The organism is Neobacillus sp. Fa239 (assembly GCF_055395235.1).
Genome location: NZ_AP041611.1, coordinates 3,261,869 through 3,278,005, shown reverse-complemented (window position 1 = coordinate 3,278,005; position 16,137 = coordinate 3,261,869). Strand labels below are relative to the sequence as shown.

Below are 16,137 nucleotides of genomic sequence, written 5' to 3'. Positions count from 1 at the left end.
GCAATACTCGCGGATAAGCCGTATTTACTCTCGAATAGCCCAATTAATTTCAAAAACAAAAAAAGGGGAGAAGTTGAATGAAAAAGTCATTAACAGTTCGTGATATTGTCATTGCTGGTGTTTTGGGTGCGGTAGCAATTCTATTAGGTGTAACCCGGTTGGGCTATATTCCTGTACCAACTGCAGCAGGGAATGCGACGATCATGCACATTCCAGCGATTATTGGCGGAATTATGCAAGGGCCGGTTGTCGGTTTAATTGTTGGGGCCATCTTTGGAATTTCATCTTTCCTAAACGCTACGGTTCCTCTATTTAAAGATCCACTAGTTGCGATTTTGCCTCGTTTGTTTATTGGGGTTGTAGCATGGCTTATATATGTAGGTCTTCGCCGCAAAAATGAATACTTTGCAATTGGTGCTTCCGCATTCATCGGGACCTTGACCAATACAGTTCTTGTTTTAGGTATGGCAGTTGTTAGACACTACTTAACCGCAGGAGTAGCCTGGACAGTCGGCGTAACAAACGGAATTCCTGAAGCTATTGTTGGTACGATTGTTACTTTAGCCGTTGTATTAGCTTGGAAACAGATTGGTAAATCCCAAAAATCCAAGATTTCTAAGGATTTATAAGAAATGTATAATCAAATCATCGATGTACCGGGAGTTAAAGTAGGCAATAAGGAAAACAACCAGGCATTAACCGGCTGCACTGCCATTCTTTTTGAAGAAGGAGCCGTTGCGGGAGTGGACGTAAGAGGGTCCGCTCCCGGAACTCGCGAGACCGACCTTTTGAATCCGGTTAATTTAGTCGAAAAAGTACATGCCATTTGTTTAAGTGGGGGAAGTGCTTTCGGTTTAGATGCGGCGTCCGGCATCATGCAATTTTTAGAAGAACAAGAGATTGGTTTGGATGTAGGCGTTGCAAAGGTTCCAATTGTCCCGGCTGCAGTACTATTCGATCTTCCTCATGGAGATCCAAAGGTTCGGCCTAATAAACAAATGGGTTACGAGGCGGCAAAGGCAGCAGCACCTGAGAAATTCCCAACTGGAAATTACGGGGCCGGTTGTGGTGCTACAGTTGGTAAATTGGCAGGTCTTGGCTTTTGTATGAAGGGTGGTCTCGGTAGTGCATCACTTCGCCTTGAAAATGGTGTAGTGATTGGAGCGATTGTTGCCGTCAATCCGGTCGGCGATGTCCGCGACCCTTCTACAGGACAAATTTTAGCTGGGCCCTATAAAGAGGGAATCATTCTTGATAGTATCGAGCTTCTTGAACAAAACTATCAAGCAAGCATTCCAGCTGGAACAAACACCACCATTGGTGTGATTGCAGTAAATGCCGATTTAACAAAGGCAGAGGCCACAAAAGTAGCACAAATGGCTCAAGACGGATATGCCAGAACGATTTTTCCGGCACATACCATGTATGATGGCGACACGATATTTGCCGTTGCCACAGGAGGGGAGCGGGTACCCGTAGATGTCCTTGGTGCGCTGGCAGCAAAAGTTATGGCGCTAGCCATTATCAATGCGGTTCAATCGGCTGATAGTGTTGAAGGAATTATGGCTCATAAAGATTTATCATAAAACAGATGCTCAATAAGTGGATGGATAATTCTTTGTGGATGAATAAGGATGAGGTTGTACTTATCAATAACCAAACCGAAAAAATATAAAGGAGTGAAACATTGTGACATTAGCTATGAGCTGGAATGAATGGTCTAACCTTGATGCAATCGGCCTCGCCGATTTGGTGCGAAAGGGTCAGATTACTCCAAGAGAGGTGGCCCAACAGGTTTCGCTCGCCATCGACGCCTTAAATCCTTCGATCAACTCCGTCATTGAGGTCTTCGCTGATGCAGTCAATGATCCCATGAAAGATGGAACGAACCCTGCCGGCGTCTTTGCAGGAGTACCTTTTCTGATGAAGGATCTAGGACCCACTCTTAAAGGGCGACTGCAGGAGATGGGTTCTAAGCTGATGCGAGGAAATCGTGCTACATCTGATAGTTTCCTTACCAGCCGTATCCGCCAAGCCGGTCTCAACATCGTCGGGCGGACAACAACGCCAGAGTTTGGACTCTGCAGCTCAGCTGAAAATCCAGACGTCTACGTTACGAGAAATCCGTGGAATCTTGACTATACCACCTGCGGCTCTTCTGCTGGCACGGCGGCTTCGGTTGCGGCCGGAATCATTCCAATCGGACATGCAACGGATGGCGGCGGTTCGATTCGAATTCCAGCGGGTGTGAACGGAAACATCGGTTTGAAGCCGTCCCGCGGTGTCTTTTCGGTAGGACCCTACAGTTCGGACTTGATGGGTGTGGTCTCGGTTCAGGGCTGTCACACACGCACTATACGTGATACTGCGGCTTTCGTGGACAATTGCAGGGGTGGAGCACCTGGTGAGTTCATGCCCTATTGGATGCCGCAGCAGCCTTACTCAGAGCTCATACGCTGGGATCCGAAAAAACTTCGTATCGCTGTTTCACATGAGTGGGCTGATTACTCGGCCACACCGCATATTGTTGATGAATTGGAGCGGGCGGCGGGCTTCCTTGAAGAACTCGGACATCACGTTGAATGGGTGGTTCCGAACATTGACTTTCATGCCACCTACAAGGCACAAACCGATTGCTATATCATGAATTTTACACAAACCATTAATGGTCTTTTGGAACAAAAAGGCTTGGAACAGCCGCCTGCCGATCTTATTGAACCGATGTGCATTAGGGTCTGGGAAGAAGGTCGATCCGCCTCCTATACGCACCGTGCTAAGATGCAGGCGGCGTTCAACGACATTTCCCGTAGCGTAGCCGCCTTCTTTGAAGACTGGGATATCATCCTTACCCCAACGATGGCCCTTCCTACACCATTGGTTGGAACGAAGGAGTATCTGACAATCAGTGATAATCCCTCCGTTTACGATTGGTTTGAGAACCTATGGCGTATTTTCTCTTATACTCCAATCGCCAACCTCTGTGGCCTTCCGGGCATCTCGTTGCCGATGGCTAAGCTAGAGAACGGGCTTCCGCTTGGAATTCACGCGCTCACACGACAAGGAGACGATGGATTGCTTCTGCAATTGGGCGCCCAAATCGAGCGTGCACTGAATGGAAAATGGAACCACGGCCGACGGCCCGCTGTCCATGTAACGGCAATTAATTCATACATGGAATCGTCGCAGCGCCGCTAACAACAAAAATCCTAAAGACTACGTCTTTGGGATTTTTGTTGTTAACAGAGAATGGCCTAGCCATCTTCAACTCCATGAAACTAACTACTATTCAGATTAGCATATTGTAATATCACTCTATCACATACATATTCAAGAAATTTAAGGAAACAATCTTATTGTTATAAAAAGGAGGTTAATTAATGAATGAGCAACAAAATCCACATGACGAATCCAATCATATTCTAACAAATCTTCAAGGGCATCCAATAACAAATAATCAAAGTATTCGTACCGTGGGAAATAGAGGACCAACCACCTTAGAGAACTATGATTTCTTAGAAAAAATTACTCACTTTGATCGCGAAAGGGTTCCTGAACGAGTGGTTCATGCACGTGGTGCCGGTGCCCATGGGTATTTTCAATCATATGGAACCCTAAATGGTGAGCCCCTGTCTACATACACAAGAGCAAAAGTGTTTACGAACACAAAAGTACAAACACCTGTATTTGTACGATTTTCATCGGTTGTCCATGGGGGGCATTCACCAGAAACATTAAGGGATCCAAGAGGATTTGCGATTAAATTTTATACCGAAGATGGAAATTGGGATTTAGTAGGCAACAACTTAAAAATCTTTTTTATCCGGGATCCCTTAAAATTCCCGGACATGGTTCATGCATTTCGACCGGACCCCATTACCAACGTTGCTGACCCTGAAAGGACATTCGACTTTGTTTGCCAAACGCCAGAAGCAGCTCATATGGTTACCTTTGTATTTTCTCCTTGGGGAATACCTGCAAATTACCGCCAAATGCAAGGCTCAGGTGTCCATGCGTATAAATGGGTGAATGAAGAAGGAAAAGCGGTTCTAGTAAAATACCACTGGGAACCCCTTCAAGGAATAAAAAATCTAACTCAAGAAGAAGCCGACCATATTCAAATGAAAGATTTTAACCATGCAACATTAGATTTGTATAAAGCAATCGAACGCGGGGACTATCCGGAGTGGGAGCTCTATGTTCAAATTATGGAAGATGGAGATCACCCGGAATTGGATTTTGATCCACTTGATCCAACGAAGCTTTGGTATAAAGAAGATTTCCCTTGGCATAAAGTGGGGAAAATGGTCTTAAACAGAAATCCTCATAATTACTTTGCAGAAGTTGAACAAGTTGCTTTTGGAACGGGAGTACTCGTAGATGGACTGGATTTTTCAGATGATAAACTGCTCCAGGGGCGAACCTTTTCCTATTCTGATACTCAGCGCTATCGTGTAGGGTCAAATTATTTACAATTGCCCATTAATCGACCGAAAAAAGAGGTTGCAACCAATCAGGAAGCGGGGCAAATGGACTTTCGGACTGATTTTGGTAAACACAAGAACCCGCATGTCAATTACGAACCTTCTCTTATGGGGGGATTAAAAGAGGCAAAAAATCCTGGTAAAGCACATGAACCGTATGTAGAGGGAAATGTTAAACGAGAAAAAATTTCTCGTGAAAACAACTTTGGACAAGCTGGCGAAACCTATAGAAGATTTAGTGATTGGGAACGTGAGGAATTAATTTCCAACCTTGTTGCCGCACTGTCCTCGTGCCGAAAAGAAATCCAGGAGCGAATGGTAGAAATCTTTAGGAATTGTGACGAAGAATATGGAAGAAGAGTGGCAGAAGGCCTGAAAGCAGCTGAAACCGAAGCAAACACAAAAGTGGAAGAGGCTGTCAAACTAGCTGACAAATTTGGAAGTCCTTCGGATCCATATTAACCTTATAAAAGCTGAACGAAAATGTTCAGCTTTTTCTCATGATATTTTATTACTCATTTACTTTCTAGATCACCCTCCGGAAATTCCTTTTTTAGCACCTGTATCCGTTTTCGAGATTGTATAAAACTAATAAAACAAAGTAAAGACATCGGGGCACAGTACCAAACAAAGACCAATCCACCATTGTAATAGAAAGGAAGATAGGCAACGGATACCCCAAATAAGACAATCGATAAAATTAAATAAATGCCAATACAAAGATGATAAAAGCGATATTGACTAAGGGTTGTGACTCCCTCTTTCATTAAGCGATTTAGATTCTTATCTGTTTGATAATAAAGGAATAAAGAGATTAGCAGGAAAAATGCATAGATTGGTAGAGTGTAAGTAAAAAGAGAAACGCCTAATATACATAAATAGAAGCTCATACAGAAGAAAACCCCGGAAAAAAATAATGGTGTTAGAAATTTGTAAGTATTTCCACCTCTATCCAAATCGTTCAAGTTAATCCCCCTTTAATTCTTTCATTTGCTATTAGTCCATTTTATGTCCAAATATTTGGTTTATGTTTATCATGTAATGTTAAATAGATAAATAAGAGAAAAGATGGAGGATTATTTTGAAAGTGAAATGTTGAAGAAATTTAGAAGAGATGACTTGTTTATGGATCGTCATAATGACGATCTTTTTGTGCGACGGGCAGTCGCATAGAGTGTTAACTCAGTTAACACTCTTCTTTTCATTATCTGAAAGAGACGTCATCTCGGTGAAACGACTTGGAGAGGATAATGAAAATGAATCCCAGATGGTGAAAATCCATACCCGAGGAGACTGACCTAGCTCGGGAAGCTTAATCTAGGGCAACACCGTGAGGTGTTGTCTGAAGGAGATGCGGTAAATCGAGAGAACCGTAAGCGAATAGGTAGACCCTAATGCAATAAGTGTGAAGCACGGCGGCGAGATAAGTTGGCGACTTTTCGAAAAGTAAGGAAGCCCTCTCAAAAAGGCATTTCCTTTAGAAGTCAGAACGAGGAAATGTGACTTATAGCGTGATGGTGCAGGGTATGCTTAGAAGGCAAATGCGATGACCCCGTGAGAACTCCACCCTACCGAACAGGCAGAGTTCTAGTCTATAAGGGTAACCCGAAGTGACGAAGAATGGGTGGAGTAGTCAGACATTCTCATAGTACGGAAGTAACTTGATGACCATAACATCAAGTAAACGGAAGGGGAATGACCTACGGCTCCAAGTCATGAACAAGATGTAATGTTAACAATCATGTTACTGCGGTAAAACCGTTTGAATGTACATCAAGGAAAGGCGTGGAATACGCAATGAATCAAGAGTGGAAATTTAAGCTACACAGTGTTTATGGACAAATATTATTCGACCGAAGACTAACCCAATGCTTTGAACAAGTGAAAGCTAATAAGGGTGCAGGCGGTATCGATGGAGAAACAATAGAAAGTTATGAAGCTAATTTAAATGAAAACATCATGGCACTTTTAGACAGATTAAAGGCAAAGACCTATCAAGCTCAGCCAGTAAGGAGAGTTTACATTCCCAAGAAGAATGGGAAGAAACGACCACTTGGAATACCAACAATTGAAGATCGCATTGTACAACAAAGTGTAGTGAACGTACTTCAGCCCAAATTTGAAGATAATCTATTTCATAGTTGGTCAGTAGGTTACAGACCGAATCGTGGAGTTCAAAGAGCTTTACAAATAATTCTGTGGAATATTGAGCAAGGCTACAATCATATCTACGATTGTGATATAAAAGGATTCTTTGACAATATCCCTCATAAGAAACTAATCGAAGTTCTTAAGAAATATGTTTCGGACCGTACGGTCCTAGGGTTGGTTGAACAATGGCTGAAGGCTGGACACATGGAAGAAGGCAAACTAATCCACTCGGATTATGGAACCCCTCAAGGTGGTGTAATTTCACCACTTTTAGCAAATGTGTATTTAAATGAACTTGACTGGGAATGGGACTTGAACAACATTCGTTTTGTCCGCTATGCGGATGATTTTCTCCTCTTTGCAAAATCGAAAGATAGCATCGAGAGTGCAGCTTCTATAACTAGGGATAAGTTGAAAGAACTTGGACTTGAGATATCTAAAGAAAAGACTAAAATCGTCAACTTTAAGAAGGATGATTTTGATTTTCTAGGTTTCACGTTCCATCACTGGAGAAAAGGTAAGAAAGATAACAAGCTAGAATTTCATGTAACTCCAAAGGAAGAATCCGTCAAAGATTTTCGGTCGAAAATAAAGGACAAGACCCGTAAAACGCTTACGCTGAGTAAGGAAGAGTGGATTGAGCGAGTGAACCCAATTATTAGAGGGAAGGTCAACTATTACCTAACTATAGTTAATGCTATAAAAGATAATATTAGTCGAGGGATTCCAAACCACTGTATTACAAGGTGGGTTCGAAGAACCCTGAAATCTTTAGATGGATACATAAGGAAAAGACTAAGAGTAGCTTTTATTCATAGACATCCTTCCCAAAGAAAAGGGATGAAGATGCAAAGTATTTGGAATAATGCCTTCTTTCTTAACATCAATCTGATTCCAACTTATTGGCTCTATTTAAATAAAGCATATGGATACACAAAGGAACAATACCTAAGTGATATGTCCAGAAAAGTTAAAAGAGACATTCAGAATCGAATCAAACGAGCAAAAGCAAAAGGTGAGGAGTATTTCACACCTCACCGTGTCCAAAAGATGCAAAATGCCTGGAATGCATCCTCTTGATTAAATTGTAACATTTGGTAAGCCGTATGCCTTAATAGGGCACGTACGGTTTGATAAGGGGGAAGCCTTGAGAAAGGTTTCCCTACTTTATTTATTTTTTAGTAAGTCGTAAATTCATTTAAACGGAAAGCAAAATGGAAAAATACATCATTTTGTCACAAATTTATAATGGAAATCCATTTTTTAGAATTATGCGATTGGAGTGGGGCACTATATTAACTATGATTAACAAATTGTTAATGGTAAAAAAACAACTTAAATCGAAGGGGAATGGACAGTGAGAAAATGGATTCAATATAGTAAATTTTCTATCTTGGGTTTGTTGGCCACATGGCTGTTGGCTGGTTGTGACAGGAGCAAATATATTGTTCTTGACCCCAAAGGGCCTGTTGGTCAGGAAGAACTGCGTTTGATTATCATTTCTGTCATTTTATGTGCGGTGGTCATCATTCCGGTTTTAATTATCTTTATTTACATTTTGGTTCGGTATCGGGATAAACCTGGAAATAATGCACCCTATCAACCTGAATGGGATGATAGTAAAGTGCTGGAGATTGTGTGGTGGGGAATTCCTGTGGTTATTATAGGGATCCTTGGTATTTACACAGCTCAAACTGCGATAAAGGTATCCAAGCCCCCTGTAAAAGATGTAAAACCGGTTGTAGTTCAAGTAACCTCCATGGATTGGAAATGGTTGTTCACCTATCCTGGTCAAAAGGTCGCGACCGTCAACTATGCGGAAATTCCTGCAGGGGTACCCATTCAATTTGTGTTAACCTCTGACGCACCGATGAATTCTTTCTGGGTCCCGCAGCTTGGCGGTCAGGAATATACGATGCCTGGTATGTCAATGGGATTGTGGCTCCAGGCAAATAAAATAGGGGATTATTTCGGATCCGGTGCCAACTTTACCGGAACAGGATTTGCCCATATGCAATTTAGAGTAAGAGCGGTCAGTCAGGCAGATTTCAATAAGTGGGCAGCAGATTTGAAGAAAAGCTCTCCCGCTCTGACAGACGCAGGGTATAAAGAATTATTAAAACCAGGAAATGTGAAGGAATTAAGCTTTTCTTCCTTTCCAAAGAATTTATATGAAAACATCGTAAATAAAAATGGCGGAGTGTATTACCACCACATGCACCATATGGGTGAATCCATGCCGATGCAAGAAACAAAATGATTAAACAGGAGGAAAGGATTCGATGAATACATCGCATTTTTTTGTTACAGGCGATCCGATGATATATGGTGCCGATGTTTCCATTGTTTTAGCAATGGTGGCGATTGTCGCCTCCCTCACATATCTAAAAAAGTGGGGATGGCTGTGGAGAGAATGGATTACAACTGTTGACCATAAAAAAATCGGGATAATGTACCTTTTATCTGCTTTGCTTATGCTCTTCCGCGGCGGGGTCGATGCGATTTTAATGCGCATCCAACTGGCCGTTCCAAATAGCAAATTTTTGGCTTCCGATCATTATAATGAAATTTTCACCACTCACGGAACTATCATGATTTTATTTATGGCGATGCCCTTTATGTTTGCTTTATTTAATATCGTCGTTCCGCTGCAAATAGGTGCTCGTGACGTTGCCTTTCCATTTTTAAATGCCATTAGTTTTTGGTTGTTCTTTATTGGAGCCATGCTCTTTAATCTTTCCTTCGTGATCGGCGGTTCGGCAGCATCAGGCTGGTTATCCTATCCGCCTTTATCAGAAAAAATGTTTAGCCCGGGTCCCGGACAAAACTTCTGGATTTGGGGGGTCCAAATTTCCGGTATCGGCAGTTTGGCCACAGGAATTAACTTTGCCGTTACCATTTTAAAAATGCGAGCACCATCTATGCGCTTAAGAGATATGCCTTTATTTACATGGTCCGTTTTATCATCATCGATTGCCGTTATGGGCGCCTTCCCAATTCTTACTGTTGCCTTAATCATGTTAACCATGGACAGGTTACTTGGCGGTCACTTTTTTACCATGACTGCTGGCGGCAACCCGATGATGTGGGTCAACTTGATTTGGATGTGGGGTCACCCGGAAGTGTACATCGTGGTCTTACCTGCTTTCGGAGTATTCTCTGAGGTTGTTTCGACATTCTCTAAAAAACGAATCTTTGGATACGCTTCCATGGTCTACTCGATGATCGCCATCGCCGTAGTTTCTTACTATACATGGACTCACCATTTTTTTACCATGGGTGCCGGTGTTGACGTGAATATTGTCTTTGCCATTTGTACAATGATAATTGGAATTCCGACAGGTGTTAAAGTATTTAACTGGCTGTTTACAATGTACCGCGGCCGTATCCAGTTTTCGCAGCCGATGCTCTGGGTGTTTGCGTTTGTTCCATGTTTCCTTATTGGAGGTGCAACTGGGGTTATGCTGGCTGCCGCACCTGCAGACTATCAGTATCACAATAGTTACTTCTTGATTGCTCACTTCCATCAAGTATTGATCGGTGGCGTTGTGTTCGGCTATTTGGCAGGTATGTACTATTGGTTCCCGAAAATTTTTGGATTTGAATTAAATGAAACGCTCGGAAAATGGGGCTTCTGGTTATGGCAAATCGGTTTCTATGTATGTTTCATGCCTCAATATGCGCTTGGCTTTATGGGGATGACCCGAAGGATTTATACATATAGCCAATCTGCCGGATGGAATATGGGCTGGGCTCCGCTCAACTTTATCTCTTCGATTGGTGCGTTTTTGATGGGCATCGGTTTCGTATTCCAGGTTTGGCAAATCCTGTATAGTGTTGCAAATGGAAAACGTGATGTGACAGGGGATGCTTGGGATGGCCGAACACTAGAATGGTCGATTCCTTCTCCTGCTCCACTATACAACTTTGCCATCATACCTGAAGTAAAAGGACGCGATGCATGGTGGTACAAAAAAGAAGAAATGCGAAAAGAGGGATACAAAGAAGAAACACCAAAATATGAACCGATTCATATGCCTAAAAATTCTGGTATTCCTTTTATCATGTCATGCTTCTTCTTTATTGCCGGATTTGGATTTACGTTCGAATGGCATTGGATGGGATTTGTAGGGTTAATCGGTGTAGCCATCACATTATTCGCCCGTTCCTTCCAATATGATACAGATTATTACATTCCAGTGGATGAAATTGAACGAACGGAAAAAGCATTACGGAATAATACCCCTCCAGTTAATAAACCAATTGGAGAAACGTTTGGGAGGTAGTCATTTATGTCACAGAGCGTTTCTGCTCATGCAACTGGCCATGGTCACGACCATGGCCATACAGAGCATGAGGATTTAAGTATTTTAGGCTTTTGGATTTTCCTTGTAACCGACTGTCTTTTGTTTGCTACATTTTTCTCTGCATATGCTGTATTACATACCCATACAGATGGTGGATTTACTCCTAAGGAATTTGATGTTCCCGGTTTTGTTATGGAAACCTTCATTTTATTAACGAGTTCTTTTACAAGTGGATTAGCCGTTTTAGCGATGCACAAAGGTAATAAAAAGGGGCTTATTGGTTGGTTGATCATTACTGCCGCTTTAGGTGCTTTGTTTGTTGGTCTTGAACTCAATGAGTTCATCAACATGGTTCGAGAAGGAGCTCCTATTTCGAGAAGCGCCTTCCTTACTTCCTTCTTTTGTCTTGTGGGAACACATGGTTGTCACGTGTCATTTGGGATTATGTGGATGATTGGATTGATGATTCAGCTTTCTAAGCGAGGAATCACCTCTGTGACCAAGCGTAAAATCTCGATTATTAGTTTGTACTGGCACTTTTTAGATGCCGTCTGGATCTTCATCTTTACGGTTGTTTATTTAATGGGGGTGATGTAAATGTCTGCACATGAACATGTTGAACATCATGGGTCCATCAAAGCGTACGTCATTGGTTTCATTTTATCACTTATTTTGACCATCATCCCGCTGATGCTTGTCCTTAATCATATGATGGGAAAAACAGCGCTCACGGTAAGTATTTTGATCGCAGCGGTTTTACAATTTGTCATCCAGCTATTCTTCTTCATGCATATACGGGAGGGAGAAGGACCTAGATACAATGCTGTCGCCTTAATTTTAGGTATTGTTTTCGTTATGACGATCGTAATCGGATCCATTTGGATTATGGAATTTAACTCTGTGGTTCAATAAAAGCTTGATCGCCAAGCGTTGATTGTGTTTGCTGGGCGATGGATGAAGAGGTGAAAGAATGGATTACGGGCTGTATCTAATAATGGGTTTGTTTGGAGTGACTTTTTTCATAACCTTATTTATGTTTCGTAAATCAATGAAAGAATAAAGGAAAAAACCACAAATGATTTCGCGTTTGTGGTTTTTAAGTGTGCGTGAACTCGTAGAGTGGTATATAGGCGGGAAATGTGTACCTTTTAGAAAAAATGACTGTTCGATCCATTATATCAACACAATTTTAATGGATATCAACATAAATTTAAGATATATCAACACACTTTTAGCTGATATCGACACAAATGTAGAATATATCAACACAAATTTTAACGATATCAACAAATTTCATATAAAAGGGCTTTGCTGGAATAACCAGCAAAGCCTTTTTGATTTAGGTTCCTTCATTCATCATTTTATAAAACATAAATGAGGAAATTCCCATAGCTGCTATAAACAACCCGCAATAGGTAACAGTATAATAAACGGCTTCCAAATTCATTTTTTATCCCCCTTTTTCCACCCCTACAATAGGATGAGAAACCAGCTTCTGAGGCTGGTTCCTATTAAGTAAGATATCCAATTCACAAGGCAAACAGGTTTGTATCTTTTGGAAGAAGATTATTTTTTAAACGAAAGATCTCTGCTTTGGATTGATCCGATAACAGCCCCTAAAATTAAGGTGAAGCCTGCTCCTGTAAAACAACCTAGGGCGAGGTTAAAGTGAAAATTTTGATCCATTGTCCATGGTATTCCGTCAACCGTCCATGGATGTCCTGAGAAAAATTCATAAATCATAATCAGAACACCGATAAGTACTTCCACAATCGTCAATTTAATGCTGAATCTCGCCATATTATTTCCTCCTTAAAATTCTTTAAATAATCATTATTCTGATGAAATGACGGATACACCCAAAATAGGAGCAATCGTTTTAAGATTATCCCGATTTACCTTGATAAGCTGTCTAATTTTTGATTTATTCTTATTTGCAAGTGCGTTTTCCAGCTCATCGTATTTTCCGTCGATTGCTTCTGCATAGGTTTTACCCTTTTTTGCCGTCAATGGTGGGAGAATGGCGTCGTGAAATTCATCACTAAGGTTACGTGAAAGTGTTGTTGCGGAATCATAATCACCATCTCTCGCATATTTCTCCATAGCTGTAAATCCATAAAGCAAATCTGAGAAAGGTTGTGTTAATGAACGTTGAGCGTAACTGGTCTTTTTATAATGAATATTGTTTTGAGAGATATTATTGTTAATCGAATTCCCACATCCAGCAAGACCCAGTACTAGTAGTGTTCCCATCATTGCAATAAATATTTTTTTACTCATTTTTATACTCCTTTTTTAAAAAGTGACAATTCTCTTCCTATTATCTCCAATTCATGTCATTATCATTTATCGTAGTTGTCAAAATTTGAAAGGAAACTGCAAATTGAAAAATAGGAAGGATTTATTCTTAAAGGAGAAGAATATAAGGATAGGATGATTTTTCCTATAATTAAGGGGGAAGGAACAAGGTGCATGTGCCATGAAAGATTTCCATTGCTGCGCAACATGTCGGCACTTTCAAGCAGAGAAAAAAGCAGGAGGTACGAAATATTATTGCAGCCGGCTTGGTTTCGAGACAAAAACAAACTATCAATTTAATTGCTGGAGCCCTAAGGAGCATGTGATAAAGCTTATGAATAAGAAAAACACACTCCAAAATAACAATTGAAAAGGGTTCATTCACTAAATACATATTCGTCAAATTGCCCAGAGAAAGCGGGCCAGGGGATTGATTAATATAGAGATCAGAAGACCAAAAATAGAGGAATTGGAAAAAATACATCAATTTTTTCAAGTCGTAATTACCGATACGTTTAAAAAAGAGGGACTAGCAGAAAAGTTGGATGAGATTGCTTCTGAAATTGATGTGAAGAAAAACTATTTACAAAATGACTTTGAAAGTAATGGCGAGAAACGATATTTCTTGCTTGCGGTGGTTGGTGAAAAAATAATTGGCTCCATCGAATATGGTCCGACAAGCGAGCTGATTTGTCATTGTACAAATAATGCTTTAAAAGAGGAGATGGAAGTAGGGACGTTATTTGTACTTCCTGATTATCAACAAAAAGGGGTAGGAACTTTGCTATTGAAGACAATAGTCCTTTCCTTGAAAAATAGAGGCATAGCAGCCTTTTGTTTAGATAGCGGATACACCCGTGCGCAACAAATCTGGAAAAAGAAATTTGGCCATCCGGCTTACTTGTTAAAGGATTATTGGGGAGAAGGGTTTGATCATATGATTTGGAGAATAGAGGTTCAGGATTTGTAAAAATAGGATTCTTTTTAGAAGCATCAAAGGCTGTCCCTATGTTTTAGGAACAGCCTTTTTCATGTTCATTTTAGTCCTGTTTGAGATTTACCAGAGACATGCCCTTTTATAAAGGTAATCAAAATAGAATTAGGTCCTGCATTTCCGGCAAATATGTAAACATCCATCTTCAAATTCCCAGAATGGCCCTCTTGTAGATCGGTATGAGGCCCAAGAATTTTTTCGACTTCTGCTAACGTCATACCGCCTTCGCCTGTTTTTCGATCGCCTACACGGATTTGATCGAATGCTGCTTTTCCAATTTTTGCAGAGGAACTTTGATTCGTGTTATTTCCTACATTGGGAATTCCTCTGATTACTCCGACAATAATAAAAATTAAAACACAAGCACTTAATACAACCATGCCTAACTTAAATAATTTTCCCATATTGATTCACCTCAGCACATACTTTGCCATACCAAATGACCACAATATATATTAACAGACATTATGTAATAAAAAAAAGAGGAATTTTATTTGACCGTTTCAAGAAGGGAATCTCCTGGTGTTAAAAGAGCTTATTTTCCGCTATTTTCTGTAATATTTTGCTATTCCGCCTATTTTAAAACCCCTTTTATGTGAAGTTCTTCACAAGTATAATATGAGTATAAGATAACTGATCGCATATAAAAGGGAGGAAGCACACATGTTTACAGAGATTTTGTTCCAAGTAAAAAACTGGTTGTTTGGGGAAGTAATAGATGAATCCAAAGAATTTGAACTCCTTGAATCCAAACATGCTAGAGTCCATTACGATGAAAATTTATCCGAAATTATCCGTGTCCATTGATCCTTTTCGAAATGCTTGAAAGCCTCCACCACTGAAGGCTTTCATTTTTCATATATAAATGATTTTTCATTTTTGCCCAACCCATAAAACACTGTGTGGATTCATAATGATCCAATTTGCAAGAGAATGAATGGTGGTACCGTATTTTTGACACATCATCCTCCCCAAATTTCATCTTTAACACAATATTCGGAGCGAAAAGAATGTGCTTCAGCAGCAAGAAAAAAAGACCTAACCCCCTTGGTTAAGTCTCTATATGGAATTAACTCGTCTCGTCCTCCAATCATTACTTTTTCCTACCTGTATCTATTCTATCGAAAAGGATTATCCCTTTAATCCTTACGTTCCGATAGTATTCCTAATATGAAGTTGTGTATAGTTAATTGGCGCAGCCCCTTAACCTCCCCTCAGGAGAAAGATGGTTTGGCTGTGATCACCTGGACCGATAAAATCTAATGCCGCAGGAGAGAATAAAACAACTTTTCTTTTCACTTCCTCCGATAGCATTCGGATTGGCTCGAACACCCCATGATCCTGAAAGACGCTGCCCCCCAAGGATATCTTCTTTTTGACTCTCCGTTTAAAGACAGCCATATGTTTCTTCACGTTATGGTTAACTGCAACCTGTTTATTCGCTTCTTCTTTCAGTTGCAATGATGCTTTCTCCGTTTGTAATACTTCTTCTTCAATCGATGCGACGATTCCGATTTCACGATTATTTAACATCAAGACGAAGTTATAGCCGGTTTCCGTTTTCTTTTGTACTACTGCCACTTCGTCAGTAATAAACGTGACGTAATCTTCGGATTGATTCGCGTGTGAGTCATGAGATTTTTTCTTAATGACTCGATAAAGCGCTTTTGCTCCAATTTCATCATCAGTAAAGTCAAAAGGTTTTATACTCTTCGTGCGGACAAGATACAAATTATTCACCTTTTGTTTGCTGTTTAATTGGACACATAAAGCAACATCTTCTTTCACCACCTTTCCCTCATCGTTAGAGAGCATTGGGACGTTCATTTTCATTTCTGGAAATTGTACGAAGATGTAGCTGAAGTTTTTCTTAGGCTGTACATCCAGAAGTCTCATACACTCACAA

16 protein-coding genes are annotated in these 16,137 nt (G+C 40.6%); 11 read left to right on the top strand and 5 right to left on the bottom strand.

Annotated elements, in window-relative coordinates; translation table 11 throughout:
* The first annotated feature begins 77 nt into the window (after positions 1–77).
* From ACZ5XR_RS15940 to ACZ5XR_RS15925, 4 genes are all read left to right on the top strand, one after another.
* Positions 78–629 (top strand): ECF transporter S component, encoded by a 552-nt coding sequence (locus tag ACZ5XR_RS15940; RefSeq protein ID WP_464497278.1) that lies wholly within the window; start codon positions 78–80, stop codon positions 627–629.
* Between the two features lie 3 nt (positions 630–632).
* Positions 633–1,586 carry a P1 family peptidase gene (locus ACZ5XR_RS15935; RefSeq protein ID WP_464497276.1) on the top strand — a complete coding sequence of 318 codons (954 nt, stop codon included), beginning with the start codon at positions 633–635 and terminating at the stop codon, positions 1,584–1,586.
* 103 nt (positions 1,587–1,689) lie between these two features.
* Positions 1,690–3,195 carry an amidase gene (locus tag ACZ5XR_RS15930; RefSeq protein WP_464497275.1) on the top strand — a complete coding sequence of 502 codons (1,506 nt, stop codon included), beginning with the start codon at positions 1,690–1,692 and terminating at the stop codon, positions 3,193–3,195.
* Between the two features lie 182 nt (positions 3,196–3,377).
* Positions 3,378–4,943 carry a catalase gene (locus ACZ5XR_RS15925; protein WP_464497274.1) on the top strand — a complete coding sequence of 522 codons (1,566 nt, stop codon included), beginning with the start codon at positions 3,378–3,380 and terminating at the stop codon, positions 4,941–4,943.
* Positions 4,944–4,996: 53 nt separating this feature from the next.
* Here ACZ5XR_RS15925 and ACZ5XR_RS15920 read toward each other — a convergent pair whose 3' ends face one another.
* Positions 4,997–5,446, bottom strand: a complete 450-nt coding sequence (locus ACZ5XR_RS15920) for a hypothetical protein (RefSeq protein ID WP_464497273.1) — start codon at positions 5,444–5,446, stop codon at positions 4,997–4,999.
* Between the two features lie 832 nt (positions 5,447–6,278).
* On the opposite strand from ACZ5XR_RS15920, the gene ltrA reads away from it, so the two are divergent.
* From ltrA to cyoD, 5 genes are all read left to right on the top strand, one after another.
* Positions 6,279–7,712, top strand: coding sequence for a group II intron reverse transcriptase/maturase (gene ltrA / locus ACZ5XR_RS15915; protein ID WP_464497272.1), 1,434 nt, complete (start codon positions 6,279–6,281; stop codon positions 7,710–7,712).
* Positions 7,713–7,989: 277 nt separating this feature from the next.
* Complete coding sequence (locus ACZ5XR_RS15910; RefSeq protein ID WP_464497271.1) at positions 7,990–8,892, top strand: ubiquinol oxidase subunit II; 903 nt, start codon at positions 7,990–7,992, stop codon at positions 8,890–8,892.
* A 22-nt stretch (positions 8,893–8,914) separates the two neighbouring features.
* Entirely contained in the window at positions 8,915–10,918 is a 2,004-nt protein-coding gene (locus ACZ5XR_RS15905) for a cbb3-type cytochrome c oxidase subunit I (RefSeq protein WP_464497270.1), read from the top strand.
* 6 nt (positions 10,919–10,924) lie between these two features.
* A complete protein-coding gene (locus ACZ5XR_RS15900) occupies positions 10,925–11,536 on the top strand; it encodes a cytochrome (ubi)quinol oxidase subunit III (protein WP_464497268.1) in 612 nt (203 codons plus the stop codon).
* Positions 11,537–11,851 carry a cytochrome o ubiquinol oxidase subunit IV gene (cyoD, locus tag ACZ5XR_RS15895; RefSeq protein ID WP_464497267.1) on the top strand — a complete coding sequence of 105 codons (315 nt, stop codon included), beginning with the start codon at positions 11,537–11,539 and terminating at the stop codon, positions 11,849–11,851.
* Between the two features lie 654 nt (positions 11,852–12,505).
* Here cyoD and ACZ5XR_RS15890 read toward each other — a convergent pair.
* Together ACZ5XR_RS15890 and ACZ5XR_RS15885 are read right to left on the bottom strand one after the other, a co-directional pair.
* Positions 12,506–12,739: a hypothetical protein gene (locus ACZ5XR_RS15890; RefSeq protein WP_464497266.1), complete on the bottom strand. Its 234-nt coding sequence runs from the start codon at positions 12,737–12,739 to the stop codon at positions 12,506–12,508.
* Between the two features lie 33 nt (positions 12,740–12,772).
* Positions 12,773–13,219, bottom strand: coding sequence for a hypothetical protein (locus tag ACZ5XR_RS15885; protein WP_464497265.1), 447 nt, complete (start codon positions 13,217–13,219; stop codon positions 12,773–12,775).
* A 448-nt stretch (positions 13,220–13,667) separates the two neighbouring features.
* On the opposite strand from ACZ5XR_RS15885, the gene ACZ5XR_RS15880 reads away from it, so the two are divergent.
* On the top strand, positions 13,668–14,207 hold the full coding sequence (locus ACZ5XR_RS15880; protein WP_464497264.1) for a GNAT family N-acetyltransferase: 540 nt from the start codon (positions 13,668–13,670) through the stop codon (positions 14,205–14,207).
* Between the two features lie 65 nt (positions 14,208–14,272).
* On the opposite strand, the gene ACZ5XR_RS15875 is transcribed toward ACZ5XR_RS15880, so the two are convergent.
* Complete coding sequence (locus ACZ5XR_RS15875) at positions 14,273–14,635, bottom strand: hypothetical protein (RefSeq protein ID WP_464497263.1); 363 nt, start codon at positions 14,633–14,635, stop codon at positions 14,273–14,275.
* Between the two features lie 259 nt (positions 14,636–14,894).
* Between ACZ5XR_RS15875 and ACZ5XR_RS15870 the strand changes: the two genes are divergently transcribed.
* Positions 14,895–15,038: a hypothetical protein gene (locus ACZ5XR_RS15870; protein WP_464497262.1), complete on the top strand. Its 144-nt coding sequence runs from the start codon at positions 14,895–14,897 to the stop codon at positions 15,036–15,038.
* A 396-nt stretch (positions 15,039–15,434) separates the two neighbouring features.
* Here ACZ5XR_RS15870 and ACZ5XR_RS15865 read toward each other — a convergent pair whose 3' ends face one another.
* Positions 15,435–16,127 carry a hypothetical protein gene (locus ACZ5XR_RS15865; protein ID WP_464497261.1) on the bottom strand — a complete coding sequence of 231 codons (693 nt, stop codon included), beginning with the start codon at positions 16,125–16,127 and terminating at the stop codon, positions 15,435–15,437.
* Positions 16,128–16,137 lie beyond the last annotated feature (10 nt).